The organism is Kribbella sp. NBC_00662 (assembly GCF_041430295.1).
GTDB lineage: Bacteria > Actinomycetota > Actinomycetes > Propionibacteriales > Kribbellaceae > Kribbella.
The window spans coordinates 2,345,462-2,370,604 of record NZ_CP109029.1 but is presented as its reverse complement, the minus strand read 5'-3'; the positions used below and the strand labels follow the sequence as shown (position 1 = coordinate 2,370,604).

The following is a 25,143-nucleotide window of genomic DNA, read 5'->3' as shown; positions in this document are numbered from 1 at the left end:
CTACTACTTGAGCAGCTTGGAGAGCCTTCGGTCGGCCAGTGGCTTGCCGCCGGTCTGGCAGGTTGCGCAGTACTGCAGGGAGGAGTCGGCGAAGCTGACCTCGCGGACGATGTCGCCGCAGATCGGGCACTTCTGGCCCTTGCGGCCGTGCACGCGCAGGCCGGACTTCTTCTCCGACTTCAAGTCCTGTACGGCGAGGCCGGCCGAGCGGTTGACCGCGTCCTGGAGGGTTTCGCGCATCGCCTCGTACAGCGTCTCGAGCTCGTCCTCGGACAGGTTCGACGCGGGTTTGAACGGGCTCATCTTCGCGACGTGCAGGATCTCGTCGGAGTAGGCGTTGCCGATACCGGCGATCACCGACTGGTTCCGCAGGACGCCCTTGAGCTGGACCCGGCCCTGGTCCTTGAGGATCTGGCCGAAGTCCTCGAGCGACAGCGTGAACGGGTCCGGCCCGAGCCGCGCGATCCCGGGGACCTCGTTGACATCGCGCACGACGTACACCGCGAGCTTCTTCTGGGTCCCGGCCTCGGTCAGGTCGAACCCTGATCCGTCGTCCAGCACGGTGCGGAGCGCGATCGGCCCCTTGCCCGGCCGCACGAGCCCGGTGTTCTGCTCCTCTTTCCACCGCAGCCAGCCGGCGCGGGCCAGGTGGATCACCAAGTGCACGCCCTGCGCCGAGATGTCCAGGAACTTGCCGTGCCGCTGAACGTCGTCGATCAGCAGCCCGACCATGGCCGACACCGGCGGATCGTACGTCTTCAGCGCACTGATCGCCGTGATGTCGGCCCGCACGAACGCATGCCCGACCGCACGCTCCCGCAGAAACGTGGCGAGCGACTCCACCTCCGGCAACTCAGGCACCCTCCTAGTGTGCCTGACGCCAGGGACAGTTCCGGCGGATCACCCATGGATGGGGGTTGTGGCGGACGGTAACGTCGTGGACAACAGAGTAGGGAGGCCCTGATGGGGTTTGTTAAGACGTTGGTCAAGGGCGCTGTGGTCGCCAAGCTGGTGCAGGTCGCGCAGCGTGAGCTGAGCAAGCCGGAGAACCAGCAGAAGATCAAGCAGGCATTCCAGAAGGTCCAGCAGCGCCGCGCTCACTGACCTGGTAGGCGCACCCCGGCGCACGGTCGTGCTCGTCGGGGGTAGAGGTAACTCCACCCCCGAAGAGGATTCAGGGTGACTGTGTGCGGGGGTGTTGTGCTGGTGAGCTGGTGGTATGGGCCAGGTACTGGATCGGACGCGCATTCAGGACATCGACGCGCTGCGTGGTTTCGCCCTGCTGGGCATCTTGGTCGTCAACATCACCTTTGCCGCCTCGGGGTTCCCGATTCACATCGCGGAGGACCCGGCGTACGACTCCTGGCTCGACCAGTCCGTGCGCTGGCTCTCGACGGCCTTCGTGGACATGAAGTTCTACCTGCTGTTCTCGTTCCTGTTCGGGTACAGCTTCCAGTTGCAGATGGAGGCGGCCCAGCGAGCAGGCGCAGCGTTCAGGCCGCGGATGCTGCGGCGGCTGGGCGGGCTGTTCGTGATCGGCGCGCTGCACGGCGTCTTTCTGATCACCGGCGACATCCTCAGCGTGTACGCGATCATCGGCCTGGTCCTGCTGGGCATGCGTCGAGTGAAGGACCGTACGGCGCTCCTCGTCGCCGGCGCGATCTACGCGTATCTCTTCGTCACGCTCTCGGTCGCAGCGGTGTTCCTCGACACGTCCGCGATCCTCGACCCGACCACTGCGGTCGCCGCCGCACAGCAGACCACCGCGAACCTCGCCGGCTCGTTCAGCGACGTCATCGGCGAGCACGTCCGCGCGCTGCCGACGTACGGCCTGTCGCTGCTGACCGTGCAAGGCCCGACCACGCTGGCCGCGTTCCTGCTCGGCATGGTGGTCGGACGGCGCCGGCTGCTCAAGAACCTCAACGGCAACGAGGCAGTACTACGACTCGTCCAGCTCGTCGGCTTCACCGTCGGCATCACCGGTGGCCTGTACTACGCGTCGCTCGGGGGCAACGGAGACACCCGCGGCGTACTGATCAGCGTGCTGACCGCGCCGTTCCTGTCGGCCGCGTACGCCGCATCGCTGCTGCGTTTCATGCACACCGATCGCGGCGAGGACATCCGCCGCCTGCTGGCGCCGGCCGGTCGGATGGCGCTGTCGAACTACTTGGGGCAATCACTGGCGACACTGCTGCTCTTCACCGGCGTCGGGTTCGGCCTGGTGGGTCAGGTGTCGCCACTTGAGACCGCGGGCTTCGCGGTCGGGATCTTCGTCCTGCAGGTGATCCTGAGCCACATGTGGCTCAACAACTTCCGCTACGGCCCCGTCGAAGGAGCACTGCGGGCGGTCACGAATGCGACCGCCCCCAGGTGGCGAATTCAGGCCGCGTGACGGCCATGCAGCCGGACGGTGCGGATCGTGTGCACGGTCCCGGTGGTCGATGCGGGCTTGTGGGCAAAGGGCTTGGCCGCTGCGCCGAGCGCCAGCAGGTCGAGCTTGGTCCGGGCCACGTCGCGGTCATCGGCGATCCAGGTGCCCTTCGGGCCGGCCGCCGGACCGGTCGAGTGGCGCCTGTTGCTGATCTCCAGAGCTGCGATCACAGCCAGCACGAGTACTACGAGAACTACATATCCGGTCATGGCAGTAATCATGCTACCAATTAGATCCTGCCACCAGTGGCACTATTGACATACTCCGACAAATTCCTGCCATACTGGCGGCATGCTGCAGAAAGTCGCCGTCGTGCTCATGGAGGACGTCGCGCTGTTCGAGTTCGGAGTACTTGCGGAGGTCTTCGGACTCGACCGCACTGACGACGGTGTGCCGCCGTTCGACTTCAAGGTGTGCTCGACCACCCCGGGCCGGCCGATGGAGACGAGCACCCACTCGCAGGTGATCGCGCCGTACGGGCTGGAGGAGCTCGAGGACGCGGACCTGATCGGCATCCCGGCGACCACCTGGCGGCACGAGTACGACGACCGGGTCCTGGACGCGCTCCGCCGGGCGGAGGCGCGGGGCGCGATCCTGCTCACGGTGTGCTCGGGCGCATTCGTGCTCGGCGCCGCCGGACTGCTCGACGGCCGGGCGTGCACCACGCACTGGCGGTACGCGAAGAAGTTCACCGAGCAGTTCCCGACCGCGAAGCTGGACCCGGACGTGCTGTTCGTCGACGACGGCAACATCATCACCAGCGCCGGTACGGCGGCCGGCATCGACGCCTGTCTGCACCTGGTCCGGCGCGAGCTCGGCAGCGCGGTCGCGACCCGGATCGCCCGCCGGATGGTCGTCCCGCCGCAGCGCGACGGCGGCCAGCGGCAGTACGTCGAGGTGCCGGTGCCGGAGTCGTCCGGTGAGAGCCTGCAGCCGGTGCTCGACTGGATGGTCGACAACCTCAGCATCGACCACACCGTGCCGGCACTGGCTCGGCGCGCGCAGATGTCCGAGCGCACCTTCGCCCGCCGCTTCGTCGCCGAGACCGGGACGACGCCGCTGAAGTGGGTCACCACCCAGCGCGTGCTGCGCGCCCGCACCCTCCTCGAACAGACCCGGATGGGCATCGAGCAGATCGCGTCCGAATCAGGATTCGGGACGGCGGCGCTGCTGAGGCATCACTTCCGTAGAGTGGTGGGCGTGCCGCCACAGGACTACCGCCGAACGTTCCAGACCGCCAGCTGATGATTGCCTACCGCAACGCCGTGCCCGCCGATGCCCTTGCAGTATTGGCATTCTGGGCCGATGCAGCAGAGGATTCGCATCGTCCACCCGACTCGGCCGACGCCGTACTGCGTCTGATCGGCCGCGATCCCGAGGCACTGATCCTTGCTGTGGACAACGAGGTTGTCGTCGGCTCGATCATCGTCGGCTGGGACGGGTGGCGCTGCCACCTGTACCGGCTCGCGGTCGCTCCGTCGCACCGGCGCCAGGGCATCGGTCGCGAGCTGGTCGAGCGCGCTGAGGCCCGGTTCGCGTCGTACGGCGGGACGCGGGCCGATGCGATGGTGCTCGACGACAACGAGCAGGCGCATCGGGTCTGGTCGACCGCGGGCTATGCGCCGCAGGCCGAGTGGTCTCGCTGGGTGAAGCCGCTCTGAGCTGAGAACGTGACGCCGCACACGTGCGGCCCGTTCGATTTGCATCCGCACCCTGCGCTCTGGCTAGGGTCGGAAGCAGTGAGTGACTCGAAACGCAGGTTGAGCTGGGACGTGGTCCGCGTCGTGGCGGTGCTGGCGGTGATCTTCACCCACGTGACGTATCAGGGTCCGTTCCTGCACCCGGAGCTCGGCGCACCGCTCGGGCAGTACCCGTTCCAGGTCGGCGCGAGCGTCCTCCTGGTGATCAGCGCGTACTTCGTCTGCGTCACAATCCGCAGAGGCTCCACGTCGCGGTGGCTGTGGCGCCGGATCTGCCGGGTGCTTCCGCCGTACCTCGTCGCCGTGCTGTTCACCTACACGGTGGTGGTGCTGTTCGGGCCGAGCAACTGGATCCTGCCGACGCGGCGCGATCTGTGGGGCAACCTGACGCTGGCGGCATCGTTCGACCCGAGCGTCCAGCTCATCGACGGCTCGTACTGGACGCTCCCACTCCAGCTGATGGCCTTCGGCGCGGCCGCGCTGCTCTGGCCGCGGGGCCTTGGACCGCGGATCACCACACTGCTGTGGATCATGATCATCGCGCCGGTGGTCCTGCAGTGGAACGACCGGATCGGCCACAGTCCGCTCTGGGTCCAGCAGACCTGGAACGGTCTCGGCCTGCATCGCCTGCAATTGTTCGCGATCGGCATCGCGATCTGGCTCTGGTCGCAGCGACGGATCGGCGTACTGCATCTCGGCGCCCTCCTCGTCGCGACGGTCTTCGCCCAGCACGCACACACGTCTGACCTGCCGTCATCGTTGGGCATCGGACTGCTGCTGGCGTTCGTCGCGCTCGCCGCGCGGGGGCCGGACTGGACCGCGTTCGCGCGCTTCCGGCGGCCGATCCAGTTCCTGGCCCGGATCTCGTTCGGGCTGTATCTGCTCAACCAGGTGGTCGGCTACCTGATCGCGTACCGCCTGATGGAGCTCGGGGCGGGCCGGCTGACCCAGATCGCCGGTGCGGTGATCGGCGTGATCGCGCTGGCCTGGCTGCTGACGAAGTACGTCGAGGAACCGGCGTACCGCGCTCTCGCCGCGCTCCGGGTCCGCGGGCTCGGGGCTCGGGCGTTCGCCTGGCTCAATACTTGACACCGGATACTCGTCGTCTAATACTCGATTTCGAGTAATCGAGATCGAGGAGCCCGTATGGCCAGGCGCAAGGTCGGCAATCCGCTGGCGTTCGCCGTGCTCGGGAGTCTGAGCGAGCGGTCGATGCACCCTTACGAGATCTCCACGATGCTCCGGGCCCGCGGCAAGGACCAGAGCATCAAGGTCAACTACGGCTCGCTCTACTCGGTCGTGTCGGCGCTGGAGAAGCACGGCTTCATCGAGGCGCTGGAGACGGTCCGGGAGGGCAACCGGCCGGAGCGGACCGTGTACCAGATCACCGACGCCGGTCGGGCCGAGTTCAGCGACTGGCTGAGCGAGCTCGTCGGTACGCCGTCGCGCGAGTTCCACCCGTTGGAGGCCGGCCTCGCGTATCTCCCCGGCATGCCGCCCGATCGTGCGGTCGAGCTGCTCGAGCAGCGGCTAGCGGCGATCGACGCGGAGATCAAGGAGATGACCGCGCTGCACGAGCACATGACCGCGATGGAGTTCCCGCGGATCTTCTGGGTCGAGTCGGAGTTCCGGCTGGCGCTGCTCGAGGCGGAATCGGCGTACGTGCACCGACTCGCGGAGGAGATCCGCACCGACGAGCTCGGCGGCGGGGTGTTCTGGCGCCGGGCGTGGAAGCACTTCCTGGAGGAGGGCATCAGTCCGGGCGAGCAGTTGAAGGATCCGGTCAAGTACTTCGGTCAGGAGTTCGCCTGGATGAAGGCGATCCCGCCGGAAGCTCAATAATAAGATGCGGCCCTCGACCCGACGGTGCGGCAACACCAGGGGTCAAGGGCCGCGGTTCCTCGAGTCGGTCCGGAGACCTGGCACTCAAGGCGCATCCATCAGGATAGCCAGCCCGGACCGGCTCCCAGCACACAAGGGAGTCACCTGATGGTTACGCATGCCCTCGAAGCGGTCGACCTGGTCAAGACGTACCCGAACGGCCGGAAGAAGCCACCTCTGCGCGCGCTCGACGGTCTCACTGTCAGCGTTCCGGAGGGCGTCGTCCTCGGCCTGCTCGGGCCGAACGGCGCTGGCAAGTCCACCACCGTCAAGATCCTGACCACACTGTCCCGGGCCGACTCCGGTTCGGCGCGCGTCGCTGGGTACGACGTCGTCCGCGACCAGGACCGGGTCCGGCACGCGATCGGATATGTACCGCAGAAGACCAGCTCGGACCCGATGGCGACCGGTCTGGAGAACCTGGTGCTGAGCGGCCGGATCTTCGGCCTGTCCCGGCAGGACGCTGTTCGCCGGGCCACCGAACTCCTCGAACGATTCGGCCTGGCTGAGCACGGGAGCCGGCCGGTGAGGACGTACTCCGGCGGCATGCAGCGCAAGCTCGACGTCGCACTGGGTCTCGTCCACCAGCCTCGCGTGCTGTTCCTCGACGAGCCGACCACCGGTCTCGACCCGGAGGCGCGCGCCGATCTGTGGAACGAAGTACTCCGGCTGTCCGGTCAGGAAGGGCTGACCGTCCTGCTCACCACGCACTATCTCGAGGAGGCCGATCGGCTGGCCGGTCAGCTCGCGATCGTCGACCACGGCAAGATCGTTGCCGAGGGCACTCCGGAGTCGCTGAAGTCGGCGTTGCGGGGCGACTCGGTGCAGGTCGAGCTGGTCGATCCGGATACCGACGGGTCGGTCGGCACGTTGTTGCGGCAGTTGCCGGGCGTCGGCGAGATCGTTGTCGAGGGCAACACTCTGCGGGCGCGGGTGGATCGCGGGGCGACCGCGGTTCCCGCCGTACTGGGAGTCCTCGAGGACAAGGCGATTCCGGTCGTCGCGGTGACGGTGTCGCGTCCGTCGCTGGACGACGTGTACCTGCAGCACACCGGCCGTTCGTTCCGGGTTGCGGAGGAGGCGGCGTGATGTCGACACACACTGCTCTGGTGTTCGGTCGGTGGACGCGCGCGTCGTACCGGCAGCCGGCGTTGATCGCGTTCACGTTGATCCAGCCGGCGATCTGGTTGCTGTTGTTCGGACAGCTGTTCCAGGGAGTGGTACGTATCCCGGGCTTCGGCGACTCGTCGTACATCGCGTTCCTGACGCCGGGGATCGTGATGATGACCGCGTTGATGACGAGCGGCTGGAGCGGTACGGCGTTCATCCAGGACATGGAACGCGGCGTGATGGATCGGCTGCTGGCGTCGCCGGTGAGCCGGGGCGGGCTGATGGCGGGGCAGTTGCTCAGCAACGCGTCGACCACGCTGATCCAGACGATCCTGGTGTTCGCGATCGGCTTCGCCGCGGGCGCGCGGTACGACGGCGGCGTCGGCGGCTACCTGGTAACGATCCTCGGGTCGATGCTGATCGGGACGGCCTTCGGATCGCTGTCGAACGCGGTCGCGCTGCTGACCCGGCAGCAGGCGGCGCTGATTGGGATCTCGCAGTTCGTCTCGCTGCCGTTGACCTTCATGTCGTCGATCATGATCGACTCATCGGTGGCGCCGCACTGGGTCAATGTCGCAGCCCGCTACAACCCGGTCGACTGGGCCACCATCGCCGCCCGCCAGGCCCTGTCCGCCAACCCGGACTGGTCGTCGGTGTGGCGGCATTGCGCTTATCTACTGGCCTTCACGCTGATCGTCGGCTGGCTGTCGACACGGGCCTTCAGGACCTACCAGCGCTCGGTCTGAGCTAGCCCCCGGACCTGTGTCACTGACCAACCTGCGTTTCCATCCGGTCCGCGACCCCAGTTGAGAGTGAACCAGCGGGGTCGGGCTCAGTTGGTCAGTGGCTCAGATCCGCTTCGGCGTACCAAGGCTTGATCACGTTGTCGATCAGGGCGAGGCGTTCGTCGAAGGGGATGAAGGCGGACTTCATCGCGTTGATCGCGAACCAGCGGAAGTCCGCCAGCCCGTAGCCGAACGCCTCCGCCAGCAGCGTGAGTTCGCGGCTCATCGACGTACCGCTCATCAGGCGGTTGTCGGTGTTGACCGTGACCCGGAAGCGCAGCTTGGCGAGCAGGCCGATCGGGTGGTCGGCGATCGACGCCGCCGCGCCGGTCTGCAGGTTGGAGCTCGGGCACATCTCCAACGGGATCCGCCGGTCGCGGACGTACGCCGCCAGCAGCCCGAGCTCGGCCTTCTCGCCGGCCGCGTCGTACGTGATGTCGTCGATGATCCGTACGCCGTGACCGAGCCGGTCGGCACCGCACCACTGGATCGCCTGCCAGATCGAGGGGAGACCGAACGCCTCGCCGGCGTGGATCGTGAAGTGCGCGTTCTCGCGCTGCAGGTACTCGAAGGCGTCCAGGTGCCGGGTGGGAGGGTAGCCCGCCTCGGCGCCGGCGATGTCGAAACCGACCACGCCGGCGTTCCGGTACGCGACTGCCAGCGCGGCGATCTCCATCGACCGGGCCTTGTGCCGCATCGCGGTCAGCAGCTGCCGCGCCACGATCGGCCGCTCGGCAACCGCCATACCGTGCTCGAAGCCTTCCCGGACCGCGTCCACGACCTGCTCGAGCGTCAGCCCGCGGGTCAGATGCTGCTCGGGTGCGTACCGGACCTCGGCGTACACCACGCCGTCCGCGGCAAGATCCTGCACGCACTCGCTCGCCACCCGCTTGATCGCCTCGGCCGTCTGCATCACCGCGACCGTGTGGTCGAACGTCTCCAGATACCGCTCCAACGACCCCGAGTCCGCCGACTCGACGAACCACTCACCCAGCTCGGCCGCATCGGTCCTCGGCAACGGATGCCCGATCTCCGCCGCCAGGTCGATCACCGTCGCGGGCCGGAGCCCGCCGTCCAGGTGGTCGTGCAGCAGGACCTTGGGCGCCGCGTTGAGCTGCTCCGGAGTAATCATCCAGCCATAGTGCCATCCGGCAAACGTTCAAGATTTCGGTCGGTGGGCGGTGGCATGGTGAGGGCATGGTGAAGGCATGGTGAAGCGGCTGGGTCGGCGACCTGAGTGGCAGTTCTTCGCTGTGTTGCCGCGGGCTGATTCGAAGCTGGCGGCCGCCTGGTGGGCGCTGCTGCTGGCGCGGGGCGCGCTGCCCGCGGTGTTCGCGATCGCGATGGGGCTGGTGGTCGGCGCGGTGCAGCATGGGGGTGCGTTGGCTGGGCCGTTGAGCTTGATGGGCGTGACGTTCATCTTGCTGCAGGTGTTGACGCCGGTGCATCAGGCGGTCAGCGCCAACCTCGGCAGCCGCGTGTCGGCGTACCTGAACGACCGGCTGGCGGAGGCGTGCGTCGGGCCGCCGGGGATCGGGCATCTCGAGGATCCGGATCTGAGTGAGGACCTGACGGTCGCGCGGGAATTCGATCGCGGGCAGACCGGGCCGCCGATGTATCTGAATGTCGATTTCGTCGCGGGCAGTCTGGTTGAGCTCGTCGGCGGGATCGCTTCCGCAGTGGTGCTGTTGGGGTTCAGCTGGTGGGCGCCGCTGCTGCTGGTCGTCGCGTGGGCGTCGACGCACTGGTTGCTCCGCGAGAGCGGTGTCTGGAAGGACCGGAACACGGCCGAGGTCCGGTCGGCGCAGCGGCATGCCCACTATGCGTACGAGTTGGCGGTCGAGCCGGATCCGGCGAAGGAGCTGCGCCTGTTCGGGCTCGCGGACTGGACCGTGCAGCGCTTCACCGAGCGGCGGCGCCGGTTGTTCGAGCTGCAGTACGCCGCGACCCGCTTGCGGGAGCGACCAATGATCTGGAGCCTGCTGATCATCGTCGTCGCCAACGGGCTCGTGTTCTGGGCGCTCGGCGCGGCGGCGATCGGCGGCCGGCTGGAGCTCGATCGGCTGGTCGTGTTCGCCCAGGTCGCGATCGGCGTCGGCATGATCGCCTTCGGCGGACTCAACTGGGCGCTCGACGGAGCGGCCGCTCCGGTCGCCGCCGTACATCGGCTGGAGCCGGCCATGGCACCGGCCGGCGCGTTGACGTCGGGGAGCCTGACGGTTCCGCGGGGTGCGGTCGAGCTCGATCTCCGGGGGCTGAGTTTCCGTTATCCACACGCCGATCGGCCGGTCTTCGACGGTCTGGACCTGACCATCCCGGCCGGGTCGTCGCTCGCCGTCGTCGGGCAGAACGGCGCGGGGAAGACCACGCTGGCCAAGCTGCTGTGCAGGTTGTACGACCCCGACTCGGGGACCATCCGCGTGGACGGAAGCGACCTCCGGCAGCTCGACGTCGACGCCTGGCGCACGCGCGTCGCCGCGGTCTTCCAGGACTTCCTCAAGCTCGAGCTGCCGCTGCGGGACAACGTCGCTCCCGGCGGCGCACCCGAGGCGGACATCCGCGCCGCGCTCGCGGACGCCGGCGCCGACGATCTCGCCGACCTGGACACGCGGCTGGCCACCGGGTACGGCGACGGCACCGATCTCTCCGGCGGCCAATGGCAGCGGGTCGCGTTGGCGCGGGCGCTGTGCGCAGTACGGCAGGGTGCCGGTCTGGTGCTGCTCGACGAACCGACGGCCCAGCTCGACGTTCGCGGCGAGGCGGCGATCTTCGACCGGATCCTGACCGCGACCCGCGACGTCACCACGATCCTCATCTCGCACCGGTTCTCGACCGTCCGGCATGCCGACCGGATCTGCGTCCTCGAGCACGGCCGGGTCGTCGAGCTCGGCAGCCACGACGAACTGATGCTGCTCGGCGGGCGGTACCGGACGATGTTCGACCTGCAGGCCAAGCGCTTCACGGCCGAGGTCGACGAGGAAGGGCTGAGCTATGACACGCTCTGAAGTCGAGGAGCCGAAGGCGCTGGCCGCGATGTGGCGGCTGTGCAAGCTGGGCTACCAGCACGAACCGTGGCTGCTGGTCGCCGCCTTCCTGATGACTCTGCTCGCTGCGCTCCCGGATGCCTTGCTCGCGTTGTGGCTCAAGGTTCTCGCCGACGGCGTCCTGGACGACGACCGGCGCGCGACCCTGCTCGCCGCCAGCGGTCTCGCGTTGTCCGTCACGGCGACCTGGTTCCTGCGGACGCTGTCGACCCGGATCTCCCGGCGCTTCCGTGACCGCGTCACGATCATGCTCGAAGCGCACGTCGCGCGATTGCAGGCATCTGTCGCAACGGTCGAACACCATGAACGCCGTGACTACCTGGACCGCCTGTCCGTACTGCGCAAACAGGTGTTCGTGCTCGACCACATGTACATGTCGCTGTTCTCGACCTGTGGCTGGATCCTGCGGCTCGGCGTGACCGTCGTCCTGCTGATGTCGATCCATCCGGCCCTCGTGCTCCTGCTCGTGTTCGCGCTGCCGACGGTCATCAGCTCGAGCTGGCGGCCCGGCGTGGAGCGACAGGTCGAGGAGCAGTACGCCGCCCACAGTCGCCTGGCCGATCATCTGTTCAAGACCGCGACGACACCCGCGCCGGGCAAGGAAGTTCGCGTCATCGGGATCGGCCGCGACCTGGTGGAGAACCGTCGTCGCGAATGGGAGCAGTGGTACGGGCCGATCGCTTCTGCTCGGTGGGTCAGCGCCGCGTGGCATGCCGTTGCCTGGGCGATCTTCGGCGCGGCGTACGTCGGTGCGGTCTTGTTCGTCGCGACGGGTCTGCACGGCTCGGTCGGCAACGTGTTGCTGATTCTCGCGGCCGGCGCGCGGTTGTCGTCGTACATCGGAGCGACTGTCGGCGAGATCGGCTTCCTGCGGGGGATCTGGCTCGACGGTTCACGCCGACTCGTTTGGCTGGAGAACTATGCGGCGTCGTTGGACTCGGCCGCCGATCTTCCCGTGCCCTCACAGCTCACGGACGGGATCCGGCTTGAGCACGTCTCCTTCACGTACGCCGGGTCCGACCGGCCGGCGTTGGAGGACGTCAACCTTCGACTCCCCGCAGGCAAGGTGATCGCGGTCGTCGGTGAGAACGGCGCGGGCAAGTCCACGCTGGTGAAGCTGATCTGCAAGCTGTACGAGCCGACCGCTGGACGCGTGCTGCTCGACGATCAGCCGCTGGACCGGATTGCGACCGAAGCTTGGCGCGAGAAGATCGCGGGTGCGTTCCAGGACTTCTTCCGGTTCGAGTTCCGCGCGGCGCACAGTGTCGGACTGGGTGATCTGCCGCGGCTGGACGACGTACCGGCTGTCACGACTGCGGTTGGACGGGCTGGTGCTGAGGATGTTCTGGAGCGGCTCGAGTCGGGGTTGGACACCCAGCTCGGTTCGACCTGGCCGGACGGGGCGGAGATCAGCTTCGGGCAGTGGCAGAAGCTCGCGCTGGCGCGGGGCTTCATGCGGGACCGGCCGCTGCTGCTCGTGCTCGACGAGCCGACTGCCGCGCTCGACGCCGAGACCGAGCACGCGCTGTTCGAGCGGTACGCGGCGGCGGCCAAGGAGAGCACGGACGGTCGCATCACGATCCTGGTCTCACACCGGTTCTCCACCGTGCGGATGGCCGATCAGATCGTGGTCCTCGACGGCGCCAGGGTGGTCGAGACCGGTACGCACGACGAGCTGATCGCCCGCAACGGGCAGTACGCCGAGCTGTACCGGATCCAGGCCGCGTCGTACCACTAGTTGATCTTGAAGACCGGGACGCCGGGGGCGATGTGGTGCAGGACCTCGTCGGGGGAGTTCTTGGTGACGTCGCCGCTGAAGAACGTGCCGACCTCCCAGGCCCACTTCTTCAGGTAGAGCCGCAGCGCGGGGATCTTGTCGGCGTCGGCGAGCTCCTCGGCGTGGAACGTCTCGACCTTGCGGCCGAGCTGCAGACGACCGGTGCCGCTGGCGCGCAGGTTCTTCACCCACTGGGTGTGGCCGCGCGGGGCGACCAGGTAGCGCTGGCCGTCGATGACGAGCAGGTTGACCGGCGTGCTGCGCCACTCGCCGGACTTGCGGCCCTGGACCGACAGCACCCGGCTGCCCATCAGGCTCAGACCCAGCCTCGTCATCCGGGCGACGATCTTGTTGAAGGCCCGCATGCTGCCCTCGCCGGCGGTGATGACGCGCTTGCTGTCGTAGGTCTGCTTGTACTCGCTCATGGCGGTGAACTCTTTCTGCTTGCGAGAGCGGTGCTCTCCGTTGTGATCAGTGAACATCAGATCGCTGCTCACTGTCAAGAGCACTGCTCTCGATTCTGTGGCACACTGGCTGCATGAACGCCGGACGTACTGCCCGTGAACGTGCCCGGGCCGAGCTGACCGAGGAGATCAAGGGCGCCGCACGCCGGCAGCTCGCGACCGTCGGGGCGGAGGCGCTGTCGCTGCGCGCGGTGTCCCGGGAGCTCGGCATGGTCTCGTCGGCGCTGTACCGCTACTTCCCCAGCCGCGACGAGCTGCTGACCGCGCTCATCATCGACGCGTACGACGCGCTCGGATCGGCCGCCGAGGCCGCCGCGGGTGGTGACGACCTGCTCACGGAATGGGTCTCGATCTACGGCGCCGTCCGGGATTGGGCGCGGGCTCATCCACAGGAGTACGCGCTGATCTACGGCTCGCCGATCAGCGGGTACAAGGCGCCTCAGACCACAGTCGAGCCTGCGATCCGGGTGCCGGTGTTGCTGCTCGGGCTGTTGCAGCGAGCTCAGGTCTCGGGGCGGTTGGTGCCGCCGGCCGACACCCCGGAGCCGTCCGGCCTGCTCGCGCGCCAGGCGGAGGTGCTGGTGGCGTTGGCGCCCGACGTACCGCCGGCGGTGCTGGTGCGGACGGTGATCGTGTGGACGCAGCTGTTCGGCATGATCAGCTTCGAACTGTTCGGCCAGCTCGTCGGCTCGATGGATCCGGCCGACGAGTTCTTCGAGTCGGCGTCGCGTCAGATGGCGGCGTTCGTGGGACTTACATGAAGGCCTTCGGCAGCGGTACGTCGAGCGCACGGGTCACCCGGCGTACGTAGGTCTCCCGCGGGATCGACACCGCGCCGAGGGTCGCGAGGTGGTCGGTGACCCATTGGATGTCGAAGACCCGGTCGGCGGCGTACTCGTCGTCCAGCAGCTCGATCGTCCCGGCGACGGCCGCCTTCGAGCCGTCGGTCTTGTGGTGGAACATCGACTCGCCCGCGAACAGCCCGCCGATCGCGACGCCGTACAGTCCGCCGGCCAGCTCGTCGCCGTCCCAGGCTTCCACCGAATGCACCCAGCCGAGCCGATGCAGTTCGGTGTACGACGCGATGATGTCGCGGTCGATCCACGAACCGGGCCGGCGCGGATCCGCACAGGCCCGGATGACCTGGTCGAACGCCGTGTTGACCCGGATCTCGAACTTCGCCCGGGCCCGCCGCAGCGAGCGTGACGGCTCGTAGCCGGCGACGTCGATCACGCCGCGGTCGACCGGCGACCACCACAGGATCGACCCGCGGTGGTCCGGCATCGGGAACAGCCCCCGCCGGTACGCCGCCAGCACGGTCCCCGGCGCCAGATCCGCACCGCCCGCAACCACATCACTCGCCCCCGCGACCCCGACGGGCGGGAACTCCCACGGAGACGGGACAGGTTCGACTGGCACGAGACCATCCTGACGTACGTCTCACCTAGGGGACACCAAGGGTTTCTCCCGAGTGGCGAGGATGGGGGAGGCACGTACAGTTGAAGCACGTCCGGGTTCTCCGCGTGGGGCCGGGCGGGAAGGAGCACCGTGGCCGGAGTAGCCAGGTTCGTCGCCAGTAGTCTCGCGCCCGCCGCCCAGAGGTTCGCGCCGGCTGCCGCGGGTGGTGTGCTGCGCCAGATTCTCGAGATCGCGATCGACGGGTACCAGCGGTTCCCCGGCGCGGAGCGGATCGCGGAGAACAAGCTCGAGCGCTGCGGCGGTGATCCGCAGGTCGCCATCGAGGCAGTGATCGACCAGCACATCCGGCTGGCCGGAGTCCAGGGGTTCGCCACCGGCCTCGGTGGTCTCGTCACGCTCCCGGTCTCCCTGCCCGCGAACCTGACCGGTATCGCGATCGTCCAGGCCCGCATGGTGGCCGCGATCGCACACCTGCGCGGCTACGACCTCGACGATCCACGGGTCCGGACCGCCGTCATCACCTGCCTGCTCGGTGAGGAGGGCGTCGCCGACCGGCTGAAGAAGTCGAGCCTGCCGACGTCGCCGCTCGCGATCGCGACCGCCCCGGTGTTCGACCCGGAGCTGGACCGGCACGTCTCCAACGAGGTCGTCGCGGAGCTGATCGCACGGATCAGCGGCAAGAAGATGGCGCTCACGATCACCCGCCGCATCCCGCTGCTCGGCGGCGCGGTCGGCGCCGGCGTGGACGGCTGGTCGACGTACCGCGTCGGTCAGTTCGCCGACAAGAGCCTGATCCGCCGGATCCGTCCGTCGATCGAGCCGTGATCTAGACCGACTGGTCGACCCGCTCGCGGCGCGTGAGCGGGAGTTTGGCGCGGGTGTCCTCGTCGGCCGGGGTCTCGACGAAGAGAATCAGATCCGGGTGGGCCGGGATGGCCAGCTCGGTGACGGTGAAGCGCAGTTCGCCGACGGCGGGGTTGACGATGTGGCGGTGCCGCGGCGTACAGGCGGCGACCTCGTGGCGCGACCAGAGTTGCGTGAACTCGGGGCTGATCGCCTGCAACCTTTCGAGGTCGGTCTCCCAGTCCGGGTCGCCGATGTGTTCGGCGTACGCCGAGCGCAGGCGACCGACGATGTACGGGACCTCGCTGTCGTAGTTGAGCAGCTGGGCGCGGGCGGCGGGCTCGGTGATGATGCACCAGAGGACGTTCTTGTGGATGCAGGGCAGCTGGTGCCAGTCGTGGAAGAGGTCGTTGTACGCGCGGTTCGCCCGGATGATGTCGAACCGGGTGTTGGTGATGAGCGCAGGCAACGGGTCGAGCGCCTCCACGATCTCGCTGAAGACGGCCTCGCTGGCGCAATCCGTCGTCCGCGGCAGTCGCATCGGCGTCGCCTCGGCCAACCGGTACAGATGTTCGCGCTCGACCGGGCTGAGCTTGAGCGTCGTCGCGACCGCGTCGAGCACCTGCCCGCTCGCGTTGATCGGCCGCCCCTGCTCGAGCCACGTGTACCAAGTCACGCCGACCCCGGCGAGCTGCGCCAACTCCTCCCGCCGCAACCCCGGCGTACGCCGACGCCCACCCCCGGGCAGCCCGACATCCTCCGGAGCCACCCGAGCCCGACGCGCCTTCAAAAACTCCCCAAGCTCAGCCCGCTGCGCACTCACCCCACCAGTCTGACCCGCACCACCGACACTTTTGCCCGGCGGACGGTGCGATCAGGTCCGGCAGGAGGAAGGTGGCGCCCCGGCCCAGGATCAGCCCGAGGAAGACGCCGATCGACTTGAAGCGGAAGGGCAGGGCGAGGCGCGACGTCAGCCGGCGAGGGCCTGTACGACGCGGCTTGGCGACGGCTTGCCGAGTTGCTTGGCCATCCACGCGCTTGTGGTGACCAGCTTCTCCAGGTCGACGCCGGTCTGGATGCCCAGGCCGTCGAGCTGCCAGAGCAGGTCTTCGGTGGCGAGGTTGCCGGTGGCGCTCTCGGCGTACGGGCAGCCGCCGAGGCCGCCGGCCGAGCTGTCAACCGTGGTGACGCCTGCGCGGAGGGCGGTGAGGGTGTTGGCGAGCGCCTGGCCGTAGGTGTCGTGGAAGTGCACCGCCAGCTTGTCCGCCCCGACTCCAGCTTGCTCGAACGCCGTGATCAGCGCGGTCACCTGGCCGGGGGTTGCGACGCCGATCGTGTCGCCGAGGGACAGCTCGTGGCAGCCGAGGTCGACCAGTCGGGCACCGACCTTGACCACCTGGTCGATCGGTACGTCGCCCTCCCACGGGTCGCCGTAACACATCGAAACGTAGCCGCGGACCGTCAGCCCTTCAGCCAGCGCCCGCTGGACGGTCGGAGTGAACATCGCGAACTGGTCGTCGAGGGTGGAGTTGAGGTTCTTCGCGGCGAACGTCTCGGTCGCGCTGGCGAAGATCGCGATCTCACGCACACCGGCCGCGAGCGCACGGTCGAGGCCGCGCTCGTTCGGGACCAGCACCGGGGCGCGAACGCCGTCGGGCAGGTCGAGTCGGTCGAGCAGCTCAGCGGCGTCGGCCAGCTGAGGGACCCATTTCGGGTGCACGAAGCTCGTCGTCTCGACGGTCGTCAGCCCGGCCTCGACCAGGCGGTTGATGAACTCCGCCTTGACCGCGACGTCGACGATCGCCGACTCGTTCTGCAACCCGTCCCGCGGGCCGACCTCGTAGATCGTGACCCGGTCCGGCAACCCCTCGGCCTTCACCAGCTGCGGTTTCCGCATCGTGCTGCCTCCGTGGCGTCTGAGCGTGACACGGGATCTCCGCGACAATGCTCGTGATGACAACTCTTGCTGACATTCTGCGCGGCGTCGAAAACGGCGTCTTCCCGGCCCCGGACCTCGGCGTCAGCGTCGTACCGGCGCCGTCTGAGCGCGAGTCCGCCGTGGTCGCGTTCACAGGCCACATCGTCGTCGCCGCGGATGTCAGCCCTGCATGGGTCGCCGAACACGTACCGGCCGGTGACCTGGCCGCACCGACGAACCCGCCTTTCCTCACCGCCCTGGCCGAGCGGACCGGCCGCCACGTCAGCTCGAACGACGCGATGCTCCTCGCCCCTGCCGTCACCGACCCCGCCGAACGCGCCGCCGCGATCAAGGACCTCACGGTCGTCACGGCCGACGACCACCCGCGCGTCCAGCGGGCGCTCGAGTATCGATCCGATGTCCACGTGTACGGCGACGTACACGGCGGCCTGGTCATCACCGGCCACGGCCTGGCCGACCGTCTCGAATGCGCGATCGAACTCCCCGACGCCCACCACAACCAAGGTCTCGGCCGCCGCCTGGCCCGGGCCGCCCGCGCCCTCATCCCACCGAACACCTCGATCTGGGCCCAGATAACTCCCGGCAACGCCGCCTCGCTCCGAGCCTTCCTCGCCGCCGGCTACAAGCCCGTCGGGTCCGAGGCCCTCCTGGTCAAGTGACCAGCAGGTGAACAGGCAGCGGATTGTTGCTTGTGGCACCGAATTCACAGCTGTGGACAAACCTGGGGACAGCCGGAGTCAGAGCCATCCCCGGTGGTACTGGCGCGTCCCGCCTTCGTAGAACGTCGTGCGGTAGTTGCCATGGATGAGCTCCGACTCGTAGCCGTCGACCTCCGGCATCCCGAGCTCTCGCGCCACGGCCAGCTCGGCGTGCGCGTCGTACGGAACGCGGACGAACTGGATCGAGAACGGCGCGGGCCGGTCCGAGTCCATGACGCCTTCGAGGATCACGTAGACCGGTGTCGGGTCGCCGAGGCTGTTGCCGACCGAGCCGGTGTTGAACAAGGTCCGACCGCGGTCCTCCTCGAGGAACGCGTCGTGGATATCGGCGTACCCGACCACCGTCGGCAACGGCCCGTCCCCGGTGGCTGGTGTGTTCTCGAAGAAGCTGAGGTACTCCGCTTCGTCGTGGTCGAACAGGATGCGGTGGTGAACGCTCGTCGAGGATGCGTGGAAGAGTCGCACCTGGCGGCCGCTCATCTGGAAGTCGTGTGAGAACGGCAGCGCTCGCAGCCACGTCCGCTGCTCCTCGCGGAGTTCGCTCTTCCACCACCTCAGCGCTTCGCGGTCGTCGACGCGTTCGGGATCGGGGAGGAGGTCGTCCCAGTTCCCGAGCAGGTTCACCTCGCAGACCTCACGGCACCGGTCGACCACCGCCTGCCCCCGCGGCCCCTTGCCGACGTTGTCGCCGAGGTTGAAGATCCGCGTGATCCCACGCGCCCAGATGTCCTCCAGGACCGCCTCCAGCGCCGTCAGATTCCCATGCACATCAGAGATCAGCGCAATCCGGTCCACCACCACATGCTTTCATCCAAGAGGCCGACTGAGCCGACCCAGCCCTGCCACGCCAGGCGGCCCCAACGCGCCCCCGAATCTGACATGCCAGCCCGTCGAGCAGACCCGAGGTTCCCGGCGCCTGATGGGCTGCGCTGGCCTGAGGTCCCGCGTCGGGGACGATGTGGTGCGCCACGGCCGGCCCCGTTGCGAGGGACGGCTGGGCTAGGGCCGACGTGGTGGGCTGAGGTGGGGTCAGCCGGCGCCGGTGGGGCCTATGGGTTCGGGGGTGGGGTGCTGGGTGGGTGAGGTGGTGCGGTGGGAGCGGGTTGAGGGGCGGCCGGACATGGGGCCGCGGGCGGAGGAGGGGGTGATTGCGCCGCCGCCTGGTTCGCCTGCTGAGTGGGCTGCTGCGCCGGCGAGGCCGCCGCCGGTTTTGCGGGCGGCGGCTAGGCCGATTCCGGCTGGGCCGGCGATGGCTCCGGCAGCCTTGGCGCCTGCGGCCTGCGCGCCGACCGTCTGCGCGCCCGTTGCGCCCCTTGCGCCTGTCGCGCCGGCTGCACCAAGACCGCCGCCGGCGGAGCTTCCGGCGCCTCGGGCGGTGCCGAATCCGGTGCCGGAGCTGCCGATGTTGATCGCGCCGGTTGCCATCCCGCCGGGATCCGCGACCGAGCTGCCCATCCCGGCGCTCCCGCCGGCCACCGCAGCGGTGACCGGGACCATGAAGCGCATCAGTGCCGGCAGCGCGAAGATCGCCAGCAGGAGCATCATCATCCCGCCCATCGCCTGGACGACGCCGTCACTCGCGCTCGACGCCTGGTCGTGAGCCATCTTCATCGCCGCCGCGTAGACCAGCGCCGCCGCAGGCTTGTACGCGATGAAGGCCAGCGACCAGCCACAGAACTTCTTGAACCAGGCTCGCCCGATCTCGGTGTTGGTCGCGGCCGCTGCCAACGGGAACGCTCCCGCGAGCAGCACCAGCATCGCCGTACGAACAAGCATCAGAACGATCTGGACCGCCGAGGCGACGATCACCGCCAGCCCGGTCATGATCGCCACGAACGCGGGCATCGTCGTGGCGAACAGTTCGTGCGGCGAGGTCCCGCCGAAGGCCGACTGCAGCTTGATACCGCCGGCCACCTGATCGATGACATACACCGAGAACGAGTCCGACCACGACGCCAGCACCTGCAACGTGGCAGTCCCCGCCGCTCCGACCACCACGAACGTGACGACGGCCTTCAGCAACTCCTGCAACGGTCGCGCTCGCTGCTCCCACGCGATCCGCATCCCGGCCACGAGCACGGCGACGGCGAACACCGCTGCCGTGACGCTCAGCAGATTGCTCTGCAGAAACTCGACCGTGCCGCTGTTCGTCCACGAGTCGCCATGCTCGGTGCCGAGCAACTGCGGCGTGCCGGGCTTGAGCCAGAAGGTCATCGCGTTCAGCGTGTTCAGCGCGCCCTGCGTGACTGCCTGCTGCAGCTGGTCCATCGCATTGGTCGCAACGGACTGGAAGCCGTCCTGGATGTAGCAACCGAGGTCCATCTTTCCGCACATCAGACACCACTCCAGGCAACGAAGTCGGACAGGTCACGGTGTTGGGCGAACGGCGCGCCGACCGGCTCGCCCGGCGCCGGCGGTTGGAGAAGCCAGTCGCCCTCATGCCAGACGAGCGTCAGCGTGAGGCTCATGTACGCCGTGTTGACCGACGTGGCGAGCATCAACGTCACCCGATCCGGACCGGCGTCGATCACGCGATACCCGGCGATCTGCGGCACGGTGTACCCGCTCGCCGACTGATCGGTCTGCAGCTCGCGGATCAGCGCGTCCGTAGCCGGGCCGGGCACCATCAGCTTGCGCGCCGTTGCGACCACCTTGTCCTGATCGCCCATCGCGGCGTACGCGCTGTAGGCGGCGTACACCGCACCGGTCGGAGAGTGGGCGAAGCACCGGCGGAACCCATCGGCGTCGGTCCTCGCCGGGCCGAAGCCGGACGACCGCGGTACGACGATGCGACTGCTCACCTCCCACCCGTCCACGGCCGGCGGCTGCAGCGGGACCGACTCGTCGCCGACGGTCCGGTTGCAGCCGGTGGACTGAGCTGAGCGCGAGCCGACCGAGGTCGCAGGCGCGCCCGGCTCAACGCCACCGGGGTCGGTCGGCTCCGCACCACCGGGCTCCGTCGGGTCCGCGCCACCAGGCTCCATCGGGTCCGCGCCACCTGGCTCGGTCGGCTGCGCGCCATCGGGCTGCGTCGGCACGACGGCTTGCTGTTGAGCCTGGCCGGGCGAAGCAGCCGAGTCGGATGACGTCAGGCTCCCGATCAGCAGGACTGCGCCGCAGAGCACCACAGCGCCGACGACGATGCTCGCCGCGATGAACCCGCGGCCGAACGGTGACTGTTCCTCGCTGGTGTCGCTCATCTGACTCCCCGATCCGCCGGTGGACAACCTCACGGCAGAAGCCTGGCAAAAATCGCCGGACCGCCGCGGAAGTTATCCACAGGCCCCCTCACGCACCCTGACTCCGCGCTAGACCAGATGGTTCGTTAGGCTCAGGGGTCTTGCGATCCTGGGTCGATCTGTAGCCGAAAGGTCACCCCGTGTAGCGAAGTGACCTAGTCAGCTAATAGAGTCCGCGCATGACCATCGCGCCTTCGCTTTGCTCGCCCCTAGCGCTCGCCGATGCAGAACCCACTCGCGCCGCCGAACCCTGGGAAAGCGACGTGCTGACGGCCTACGGGCTGCTGCGAGAAGCAGCAGCCGAGCTGGATCACCTGATGCGCCATTCTCTGAAGCGCAGTGGACTGCAAATGGCAATGTTCGAACTGTTGCTGCGGCTTGCCCGCAGCCACGGGGAGAAGCAGCGTTTGACCTCCCTTGCCCGGGAGTTGACCGTCACCACCGGCGGCATCACCCGGCTGGTCGACCGGGCCGAGAACCTCGGCCTCGTCCGCCGGGAGCCCTGCCCCGACGACGCCCGCGGCTCGTTCGCCGTCCTGACCGAGGAGGGGAAGCGGCGGTTGCGCGAAGCACTGCCGGATCACCTGCTCGAGATCGACAGCCTCTGGATGTCCCAGCTGGCCGACGAGCGGGACCTCGTCCTCGGCAGGCTCCGCCGGGTCCGGGACAACGCCCGCCGCTGGCCGAACGGCCGTCCGGGGCTCGGACCCATCACCCCTGACCGAATCTGAGATCAAGCATTACCCGCGACTAACGAATGGGGCGCCCGGCTGGTGTCGGGCGCCCCGTCGCGCAATTGTTGAGAAGTGAAGCAACAAGCTGACCCGAAGGCTCCCGGCGGCACCAGGTGGCGCGGAGCCGTCGGCGGCGTCCTCGCGGCCCTCGCCGGACTCGCTGTAGGCAGTGTGGCGGCCGGTTTCCTCGGTACTCCGCAGACGCCCGTCGTGGCGATCGGGTCGGCCTTCATCGATCGGGTCCCCCCGTGGCTGAAGGACCTCGCGATCTCGTGGTTCGGCACCCACGACAAGACCGCGCTCCGGGTCGGCATCCTGATCGTCGTCGCGATCCTCGCAGCGGTCGGCGGGATTCTCGCCGTACGGCGGTATTGGGCCGGCGCCCTGATCACCGTCGGACTGACCGCTGTCGCGATCGCCGCGGCCGTCACCCGCGCGGACTCCGGGCAGACCGGATTCCTGCCGTCGGCGCTCGCCGGCGTGACGGCGCTCCTGATCCTGCGCCTGTTCAGCCGGCGACTCGAGCCGCTCATCGATCACCCCGACGACGGTGTCAGCCGCCGCGGGTTCCTGCAGCTCTCGGGCGGGGTCGCGCTCGGCTCCGCAGCGGTTGGTCTGCTCGGCAAGGTCGTCGGCGGGAACCGCGCCGCCGTCGCCAGCGCCCGCAAGCAGCTCCAGCTTCCACAACCGCCGAACCTGAATCCGCCGGCCGGTGTTCAGGCCGATGGCGCCGTACCGTGGGCCACGCCGAACGATGAGTTCTACCGCATCGACACCGCGCTGTCCGTGCCGCAGATCGTGCCCGCGGACTGGAAGTTGCGCATCCACGGGATGGTCGACCGCGAGATCACGTTGAGCTTCGACGACCTGCTGAAGCGCCAGGTCGTCCACAAGTGGGTCACGCTCACCTGTGTCAGCAACGAGGTCGGCGGCGACCTGATCGGGAACGCGCTGTGGTCCGGCGTACTGCTGAAGGATCTGCTCGAAGAGGCCGGTCCGTCCAAGGATGCGGACGCGATCCAGTCCACGTCGAAGGACGGATTCACGGCCGGTACGCCGCTGCCGACGCTGCTCGACGACCGGCAGGCGATGCTCGCGTTCGCGATGAACGGACAGCCGTTGCCGGTCGAGCACGGGTTCCCGGTCCGCATCGTCGTACCGGGGCTGTACGGCTACGTGTCGGCGACGAAGTGGCTGGTGGATATCGAGGTCACGCGGTTCGACCAGTTCGAGGGGTACTGGACGCCGCGCGGATGGTCCGAGCTCGGGCCGATCAAGCTGTCGTCGCGGATCGACGTACCCGGCGGCAAGAAGGTCGAGCCGGGTCGGGTGACCGTGGCCGGGGTGGCGTGGGACCAGCACGTCGGGGTGTCGAAGGTCGAGGTCCGCGTCGATGGTGGCCCATGGCAACAAGCGACACTGGCGACGGACGCGTCGATCGACACCTGGCGGCAGTGGCACTGGACCTGGGACGCACCGCGTGGCACGCATGTCCTGCAGGTACGGGCGACCGACGACAAGGGCAACGCACAGATCGAGTCCTCCGCGCCGCCGGCCCCGAACGGCTCGACCGGCCTGCACACCGTCAGCGTGAAGGTCGGCTAGCCCGGAGACCCGCGATCGCCACCTCCAGGCCGAGACCACGCCGGTCCGGAGGGAGGCGGCTCTCGGTGGCGAGTACGCCGGCGAGGATCGCGTGGACGTCAGCAGCGGTGACGTCACGCCGTACCAGTCCGGAGCGCTGAGCCGCGACCAAGAGGGTCTGGAAGGCGTCGGACAGCCGTTCGGCCGACGCGGCGCCGTCGACGCCCAGGCTGCCGTCGAGGGCAGCGGACAGCGCGAGGTTGTCCCGGCCGGAGTCGACCAACTCGCCGAGGTACGCGAAGAATCCGTCGTCGTCGCCGAGCTGGGCCGCACGATCGGCCAACTGGTCGAGCCGGTCCGCGATCACCGCGCCGACGAGCGCCTCCTTGGTCGGGAAGTGCCGGTGGACGGTACCGGCGCCGACACCGGCCTGCTCGGCGATCGCATCGAGCGGGACGTCCACACCGTCTCGCGCGAATGCCTCCCGGGCCGCAGTGAGGATGCGGGCGCGGTTGCGGACCGCGTCGGCACGTGGGCTCACGAGACTCCTCCTGGCTAAACGGGGCGTACGCCCCGTATATTTACCGGGGCGATCACCCCGTTTAGTCTAGGAGACCCAGATGACCTACGCAGTCACCGGCGGCCACGGCGAGTTCGGCGCGGCCGTCGTCGCGCAACTGCAGTCCCTGACCGACGAGACCGTCGTCGCAACAGTGCGCGATCCAGCGAAGACAGCAGCAGCCGGCGTTGACTACCGCCCTGGCGACTTCGATGATCCAGCGACACTGCGAGCATCACTCGCCGACGTCGACACAGTGCTCGTCAACGCCACGTTCTTCGGCGCCGACCCGTCCCGGCGCCGGACCCGCGTCCGGGCCGCGATCGATGCGGCGACTGCAGCCGGAGTACGACGGATCGTCCTCACGAGCTGGCCAGATCTGGAGCGGTCGACGATGCCGACAGTCCAGGACTACCGCGAGCTCGAAGCGGACGTGAAAGCAGCCGGACCTACCTGGACAATCCTGCGGATGGCTGTCGGCCTGGCCGATGCCGTCGCCCGCGACGTGGTCTGGGGTCGACAGAAAGGCGAACTCGTCGCTCCGGCGAAGGGCGCGTCGATCACTCCGGCGGCGACCGTCGACCTTGCCGCCGGAGCGGCTGCTGCGTTGGTGAGCAGGAGCTTGGACGGAGCCGTGGTGGAGCTGACGGGGCCGGATGCGATCGGGTGGGACGAGCTGGCCGCCATCGCCGGCGTACCGTTCCGTGCGGTCAGCGACGACGAGTTCGTCGCTTGGGTCATGGAGAACTTCGGCCTGCCGGAGGCGGTGGCCCAGCAACTGGCCGCGCTCTACGCGGATTTCCGCAGCCCTTGGGCCGGTACGCCGACATCGACGCTCGCCGAGTTGCTCGGCCGTCCGGCTACGTCAGGCGTGGCCGCCGTACGGGATCGAGTGGATCGCTTTCCGGGCTGACC

Annotated in this window: 27 protein-coding genes; 16 read left to right on the top strand and 11 right to left on the bottom strand. The window is 68.4% G+C overall.

Annotated features, from left to right (window positions below):
* Positions 1 to 3 precede the first annotated feature (3 nt).
* Positions 4 to 861: a DNA-formamidopyrimidine glycosylase family protein gene (locus OHA10_RS11995; protein WP_371406257.1), complete on the bottom strand. Its 858-nt coding sequence runs from the start codon at positions 859 to 861 to the stop codon at positions 4 to 6.
* A gap of 102 nt (positions 862 to 963) precedes the next feature.
* Between OHA10_RS11995 and OHA10_RS11990 the strand changes: the two genes are divergently transcribed.
* Together OHA10_RS11990 and OHA10_RS11985 are read left to right on the top strand one after the other, a co-directional pair.
* Positions 964 to 1,104, top strand: coding sequence for a hypothetical protein (locus tag OHA10_RS11990; protein ID WP_166678253.1), 141 nt, complete (start codon positions 964 to 966; stop codon positions 1,102 to 1,104).
* Positions 1,105 to 1,219: 115 nt separating this feature from the next.
* A complete protein-coding gene (locus tag OHA10_RS11985; RefSeq protein ID WP_371406256.1) occupies positions 1,220 to 2,392 on the top strand; it encodes a DUF418 domain-containing protein in 1,173 nt (390 codons plus the stop codon).
* On the opposite strand, the gene OHA10_RS11980 is transcribed toward OHA10_RS11985, so the two are convergent.
* Positions 2,380 to 2,640 (bottom strand): hypothetical protein, encoded by a 261-nt coding sequence (locus OHA10_RS11980; RefSeq protein WP_371406255.1) that lies wholly within the window; start codon positions 2,638 to 2,640, stop codon positions 2,380 to 2,382. The two genes, OHA10_RS11985 and OHA10_RS11980, sit on opposite strands and share 13 nt — an antisense overlap.
* Positions 2,641 to 2,722: 82 nt before the next feature.
* Here OHA10_RS11980 and OHA10_RS11975 point away from each other — a divergent pair, with 82 nt between their 5' ends.
* The 6 genes from OHA10_RS11975 (at position 2,723) to OHA10_RS11950 (ending at position 7,868) form a co-directional block, all read left to right on the top strand.
* Positions 2,723 to 3,676, top strand: coding sequence for a GlxA family transcriptional regulator (locus OHA10_RS11975; RefSeq protein WP_371406254.1), 954 nt, complete (start codon positions 2,723 to 2,725; stop codon positions 3,674 to 3,676).
* Positions 3,676 to 4,092, top strand: a complete 417-nt coding sequence (locus tag OHA10_RS11970; RefSeq protein WP_371406253.1) for a GNAT family N-acetyltransferase — start codon at positions 3,676 to 3,678, stop codon at positions 4,090 to 4,092. Before OHA10_RS11975 ends, OHA10_RS11970 begins: the two co-directional genes overlap by 1 nt.
* Before the next feature lie 78 nt (positions 4,093 to 4,170).
* Positions 4,171 to 5,220: an acyltransferase family protein gene (locus OHA10_RS11965; RefSeq protein WP_371406252.1), complete on the top strand. Its 1,050-nt coding sequence runs from the start codon at positions 4,171 to 4,173 to the stop codon at positions 5,218 to 5,220.
* A 57-nt stretch (positions 5,221 to 5,277) separates the two neighbouring features.
* The gene (locus OHA10_RS11960; protein WP_371406251.1) at positions 5,278 to 5,973 is read left to right on the top strand and encodes a PadR family transcriptional regulator; all 696 of its coding nucleotides are present in this window, start codon (positions 5,278 to 5,280) and stop codon (positions 5,971 to 5,973) included.
* Between the two features lie 147 nt (positions 5,974 to 6,120).
* The gene (locus OHA10_RS11955; RefSeq protein WP_371406250.1) at positions 6,121 to 7,101 is read left to right on the top strand and encodes an ATP-binding cassette domain-containing protein; all 981 of its coding nucleotides are present in this window, start codon (positions 6,121 to 6,123) and stop codon (positions 7,099 to 7,101) included.
* Positions 7,101 to 7,868 carry an ABC transporter permease gene (locus OHA10_RS11950; protein ID WP_371406249.1) on the top strand — a complete coding sequence of 256 codons (768 nt, stop codon included), beginning with the start codon at positions 7,101 to 7,103 and terminating at the stop codon, positions 7,866 to 7,868. The genes OHA10_RS11955 and OHA10_RS11950 overlap by 1 nt, the downstream gene beginning before the upstream one ends.
* 94 nt (positions 7,869 to 7,962) lie before the next feature.
* Here the strand turns inward: OHA10_RS11950 and OHA10_RS11945 are convergent, their stop codons facing one another.
* Positions 7,963 to 9,039, bottom strand: a complete 1,077-nt coding sequence (locus OHA10_RS11945; RefSeq protein ID WP_371406248.1) for an adenosine deaminase — start codon at positions 9,037 to 9,039, stop codon at positions 7,963 to 7,965.
* 76 nt (positions 9,040 to 9,115) lie between these two features.
* Between OHA10_RS11945 and OHA10_RS11940 the strand changes: the two genes are divergently transcribed.
* Positions 9,116 to 10,912 (top strand): ABC transporter ATP-binding protein, encoded by a 1,797-nt coding sequence (locus OHA10_RS11940; RefSeq protein ID WP_371406247.1) that lies wholly within the window; start codon positions 9,116 to 9,118, stop codon positions 10,910 to 10,912.
* Positions 10,899 to 12,689: an ABC transporter ATP-binding protein gene (locus tag OHA10_RS11935; RefSeq protein WP_371406246.1), complete on the top strand. Its 1,791-nt coding sequence runs from the start codon at positions 10,899 to 10,901 to the stop codon at positions 12,687 to 12,689. The genes OHA10_RS11940 and OHA10_RS11935 overlap by 14 nt, the downstream gene beginning before the upstream one ends.
* Here OHA10_RS11935 and OHA10_RS11930 read toward each other — a convergent pair.
* On the bottom strand, positions 12,686 to 13,153 hold the full coding sequence (locus OHA10_RS11930; protein WP_371406245.1) for a nitroreductase family deazaflavin-dependent oxidoreductase: 468 nt from the start codon (positions 13,151 to 13,153) through the stop codon (positions 12,686 to 12,688). The genes OHA10_RS11935 and OHA10_RS11930 overlap by 4 nt on opposite strands.
* 113 nt (positions 13,154 to 13,266) lie before the next feature.
* Between OHA10_RS11930 and OHA10_RS11925 the strand changes: the two genes are divergently transcribed.
* Positions 13,267 to 13,953: a TetR/AcrR family transcriptional regulator gene (locus tag OHA10_RS11925; protein WP_371406244.1), complete on the top strand. Its 687-nt coding sequence runs from the start codon at positions 13,267 to 13,269 to the stop codon at positions 13,951 to 13,953.
* Here the strand turns inward: OHA10_RS11925 and aat are convergent.
* A complete protein-coding gene (gene aat / locus OHA10_RS11920; protein ID WP_371406243.1) occupies positions 13,946 to 14,611 on the bottom strand; it encodes a leucyl/phenylalanyl-tRNA--protein transferase in 666 nt (221 codons plus the stop codon). The two genes, OHA10_RS11925 and aat, sit on opposite strands and share 8 nt — an antisense overlap.
* Before the next feature lie 129 nt (positions 14,612 to 14,740).
* Here aat and OHA10_RS11915 point away from each other — a divergent pair, with 129 nt between their 5' ends.
* Positions 14,741 to 15,436: an EcsC family protein gene (locus OHA10_RS11915; RefSeq protein ID WP_371406242.1), complete on the top strand. Its 696-nt coding sequence runs from the start codon at positions 14,741 to 14,743 to the stop codon at positions 15,434 to 15,436.
* A gap of 1 nt (position 15,437) precedes the next feature.
* Here OHA10_RS11915 and OHA10_RS11910 read toward each other — a convergent pair whose 3' ends face one another.
* Complete coding sequence (locus OHA10_RS11910) at positions 15,438 to 16,277, bottom strand: helix-turn-helix transcriptional regulator (RefSeq protein ID WP_371406241.1); 840 nt, start codon at positions 16,275 to 16,277, stop codon at positions 15,438 to 15,440.
* Positions 16,278 to 16,424: 147 nt separating this feature from the next.
* Positions 16,425 to 17,351, bottom strand: coding sequence for a hydroxymethylglutaryl-CoA lyase (locus tag OHA10_RS11905; protein WP_371406240.1), 927 nt, complete (start codon positions 17,349 to 17,351; stop codon positions 16,425 to 16,427).
* Between the two features lie 56 nt (positions 17,352 to 17,407).
* On the opposite strand from OHA10_RS11905, the gene OHA10_RS11900 reads away from it, so the two are divergent.
* The gene (locus OHA10_RS11900) at positions 17,408 to 18,052 is read left to right on the top strand and encodes a GNAT family N-acetyltransferase (protein ID WP_371406239.1); all 645 of its coding nucleotides are present in this window, start codon (positions 17,408 to 17,410) and stop codon (positions 18,050 to 18,052) included.
* Between the two features lie 78 nt (positions 18,053 to 18,130).
* On the opposite strand, the gene OHA10_RS11895 is transcribed toward OHA10_RS11900, so the two are convergent.
* The 3 genes from OHA10_RS11895 to OHA10_RS11885 form a co-directional block, all read right to left on the bottom strand.
* Positions 18,131 to 18,907: a metallophosphoesterase gene (locus OHA10_RS11895; RefSeq protein ID WP_371406238.1), complete on the bottom strand. Its 777-nt coding sequence runs from the start codon at positions 18,905 to 18,907 to the stop codon at positions 18,131 to 18,133.
* Between the two features lie 234 nt (positions 18,908 to 19,141).
* Positions 19,142 to 20,446 carry a hypothetical protein gene (locus tag OHA10_RS11890; protein ID WP_371406237.1) on the bottom strand — a complete coding sequence of 435 codons (1,305 nt, stop codon included), beginning with the start codon at positions 20,444 to 20,446 and terminating at the stop codon, positions 19,142 to 19,144.
* Positions 20,446 to 21,312, bottom strand: a complete 867-nt coding sequence (locus OHA10_RS11885) for a hypothetical protein (RefSeq protein WP_371406236.1) — start codon at positions 21,310 to 21,312, stop codon at positions 20,446 to 20,448. Before OHA10_RS11885 ends, OHA10_RS11890 begins: the two co-directional genes overlap by 1 nt.
* A gap of 218 nt (positions 21,313 to 21,530) precedes the next feature.
* On the opposite strand from OHA10_RS11885, the gene OHA10_RS11880 reads away from it, so the two are divergent.
* Positions 21,531 to 22,082 carry a MarR family winged helix-turn-helix transcriptional regulator gene (locus OHA10_RS11880; protein WP_233714825.1) on the top strand — a complete coding sequence of 184 codons (552 nt, stop codon included), beginning with the start codon at positions 21,531 to 21,533 and terminating at the stop codon, positions 22,080 to 22,082.
* A gap of 75 nt (positions 22,083 to 22,157) precedes the next feature.
* On the top strand, positions 22,158 to 23,690 hold the full coding sequence (locus OHA10_RS11875) for a molybdopterin-dependent oxidoreductase (protein WP_371406235.1): 1,533 nt from the start codon (positions 22,158 to 22,160) through the stop codon (positions 23,688 to 23,690).
* Here the strand turns inward: OHA10_RS11875 and OHA10_RS11870 are convergent.
* Positions 23,671 to 24,210 carry a TetR/AcrR family transcriptional regulator gene (locus OHA10_RS11870; RefSeq protein WP_371406234.1) on the bottom strand — a complete coding sequence of 180 codons (540 nt, stop codon included), beginning with the start codon at positions 24,208 to 24,210 and terminating at the stop codon, positions 23,671 to 23,673. The two genes, OHA10_RS11875 and OHA10_RS11870, sit on opposite strands and share 20 nt — an antisense overlap.
* A 79-nt stretch (positions 24,211 to 24,289) precedes the next feature.
* Between OHA10_RS11870 and OHA10_RS11865 the strand changes: the two genes are divergently transcribed.
* Positions 24,290 to 25,141: an NAD(P)H-binding protein gene (locus OHA10_RS11865; protein ID WP_371406233.1), complete on the top strand. Its 852-nt coding sequence runs from the start codon at positions 24,290 to 24,292 to the stop codon at positions 25,139 to 25,141.
* The last annotated feature ends 2 nt before the right edge of the window (positions 25,142 to 25,143 follow it).

Bases quoted from the DNA above. Each gene is read 5' to 3' on its own strand.
- OHA10_RS11990 (WP_166678253.1), top strand. From the start codon at position 964: ATGGGGTTTGTTAAGACGTTGGTCAAGGGCGCTGTGGTCGCCAAGCTG.
- OHA10_RS11985 (WP_371406256.1), top strand. From the start codon at position 1,220: ATGGGCCAGGTACTGGATCGGACGCGCATTCAGGACATCGACGCGCTG.
- OHA10_RS11980 (WP_371406255.1), bottom strand. From the start codon at position 2,640: ATGACCGGATATGTAGTTCTCGTAGTACTCGTGCTGGCTGTGATCGCA.
- OHA10_RS11975 (WP_371406254.1), top strand. From the start codon at position 2,723: ATGCTGCAGAAAGTCGCCGTCGTGCTCATGGAGGACGTCGCGCTGTTC.
- OHA10_RS11970 (WP_371406253.1), top strand. From the start codon at position 3,676: ATGATTGCCTACCGCAACGCCGTGCCCGCCGATGCCCTTGCAGTATTG.
- OHA10_RS11960 (WP_371406251.1), top strand. From the start codon at position 5,278: ATGGCCAGGCGCAAGGTCGGCAATCCGCTGGCGTTCGCCGTGCTCGGG.
- OHA10_RS11955 (WP_371406250.1), top strand. From the start codon at position 6,121: ATGGTTACGCATGCCCTCGAAGCGGTCGACCTGGTCAAGACGTACCCG.
- OHA10_RS11950 (WP_371406249.1), top strand. From the start codon at position 7,101: ATGTCGACACACACTGCTCTGGTGTTCGGTCGGTGGACGCGCGCGTCG.
- OHA10_RS11945 (WP_371406248.1), bottom strand. From the start codon at position 9,039: ATGATTACTCCGGAGCAGCTCAACGCGGCGCCCAAGGTCCTGCTGCAC.
- OHA10_RS11940 (WP_371406247.1), top strand. From the start codon at position 9,116: ATGGTGAAGCGGCTGGGTCGGCGACCTGAGTGGCAGTTCTTCGCTGTG.
- OHA10_RS11935 (WP_371406246.1), top strand. From the start codon at position 10,899: ATGACACGCTCTGAAGTCGAGGAGCCGAAGGCGCTGGCCGCGATGTGG.
- OHA10_RS11930 (WP_371406245.1), bottom strand. From the start codon at position 13,153: ATGAGCGAGTACAAGCAGACCTACGACAGCAAGCGCGTCATCACCGCC.
- OHA10_RS11925 (WP_371406244.1), top strand. From the start codon at position 13,267: ATGAACGCCGGACGTACTGCCCGTGAACGTGCCCGGGCCGAGCTGACC.
- OHA10_RS11905 (WP_371406240.1), bottom strand. From the start codon at position 17,351: ATGCGGAAACCGCAGCTGGTGAAGGCCGAGGGGTTGCCGGACCGGGTC.
- OHA10_RS11900 (WP_371406239.1), top strand. From the start codon at position 17,408: ATGACAACTCTTGCTGACATTCTGCGCGGCGTCGAAAACGGCGTCTTC.
- OHA10_RS11890 (WP_371406237.1), bottom strand. From the start codon at position 20,446: ATGTGCGGAAAGATGGACCTCGGTTGCTACATCCAGGACGGCTTCCAG.
- OHA10_RS11885 (WP_371406236.1), bottom strand. From the start codon at position 21,312: ATGAGCGACACCAGCGAGGAACAGTCACCGTTCGGCCGCGGGTTCATC.
- OHA10_RS11880 (WP_233714825.1), top strand. From the start codon at position 21,531: ATGACCATCGCGCCTTCGCTTTGCTCGCCCCTAGCGCTCGCCGATGCA.
- OHA10_RS11865 (WP_371406233.1), top strand. From the start codon at position 24,290: ATGACCTACGCAGTCACCGGCGGCCACGGCGAGTTCGGCGCGGCCGTC.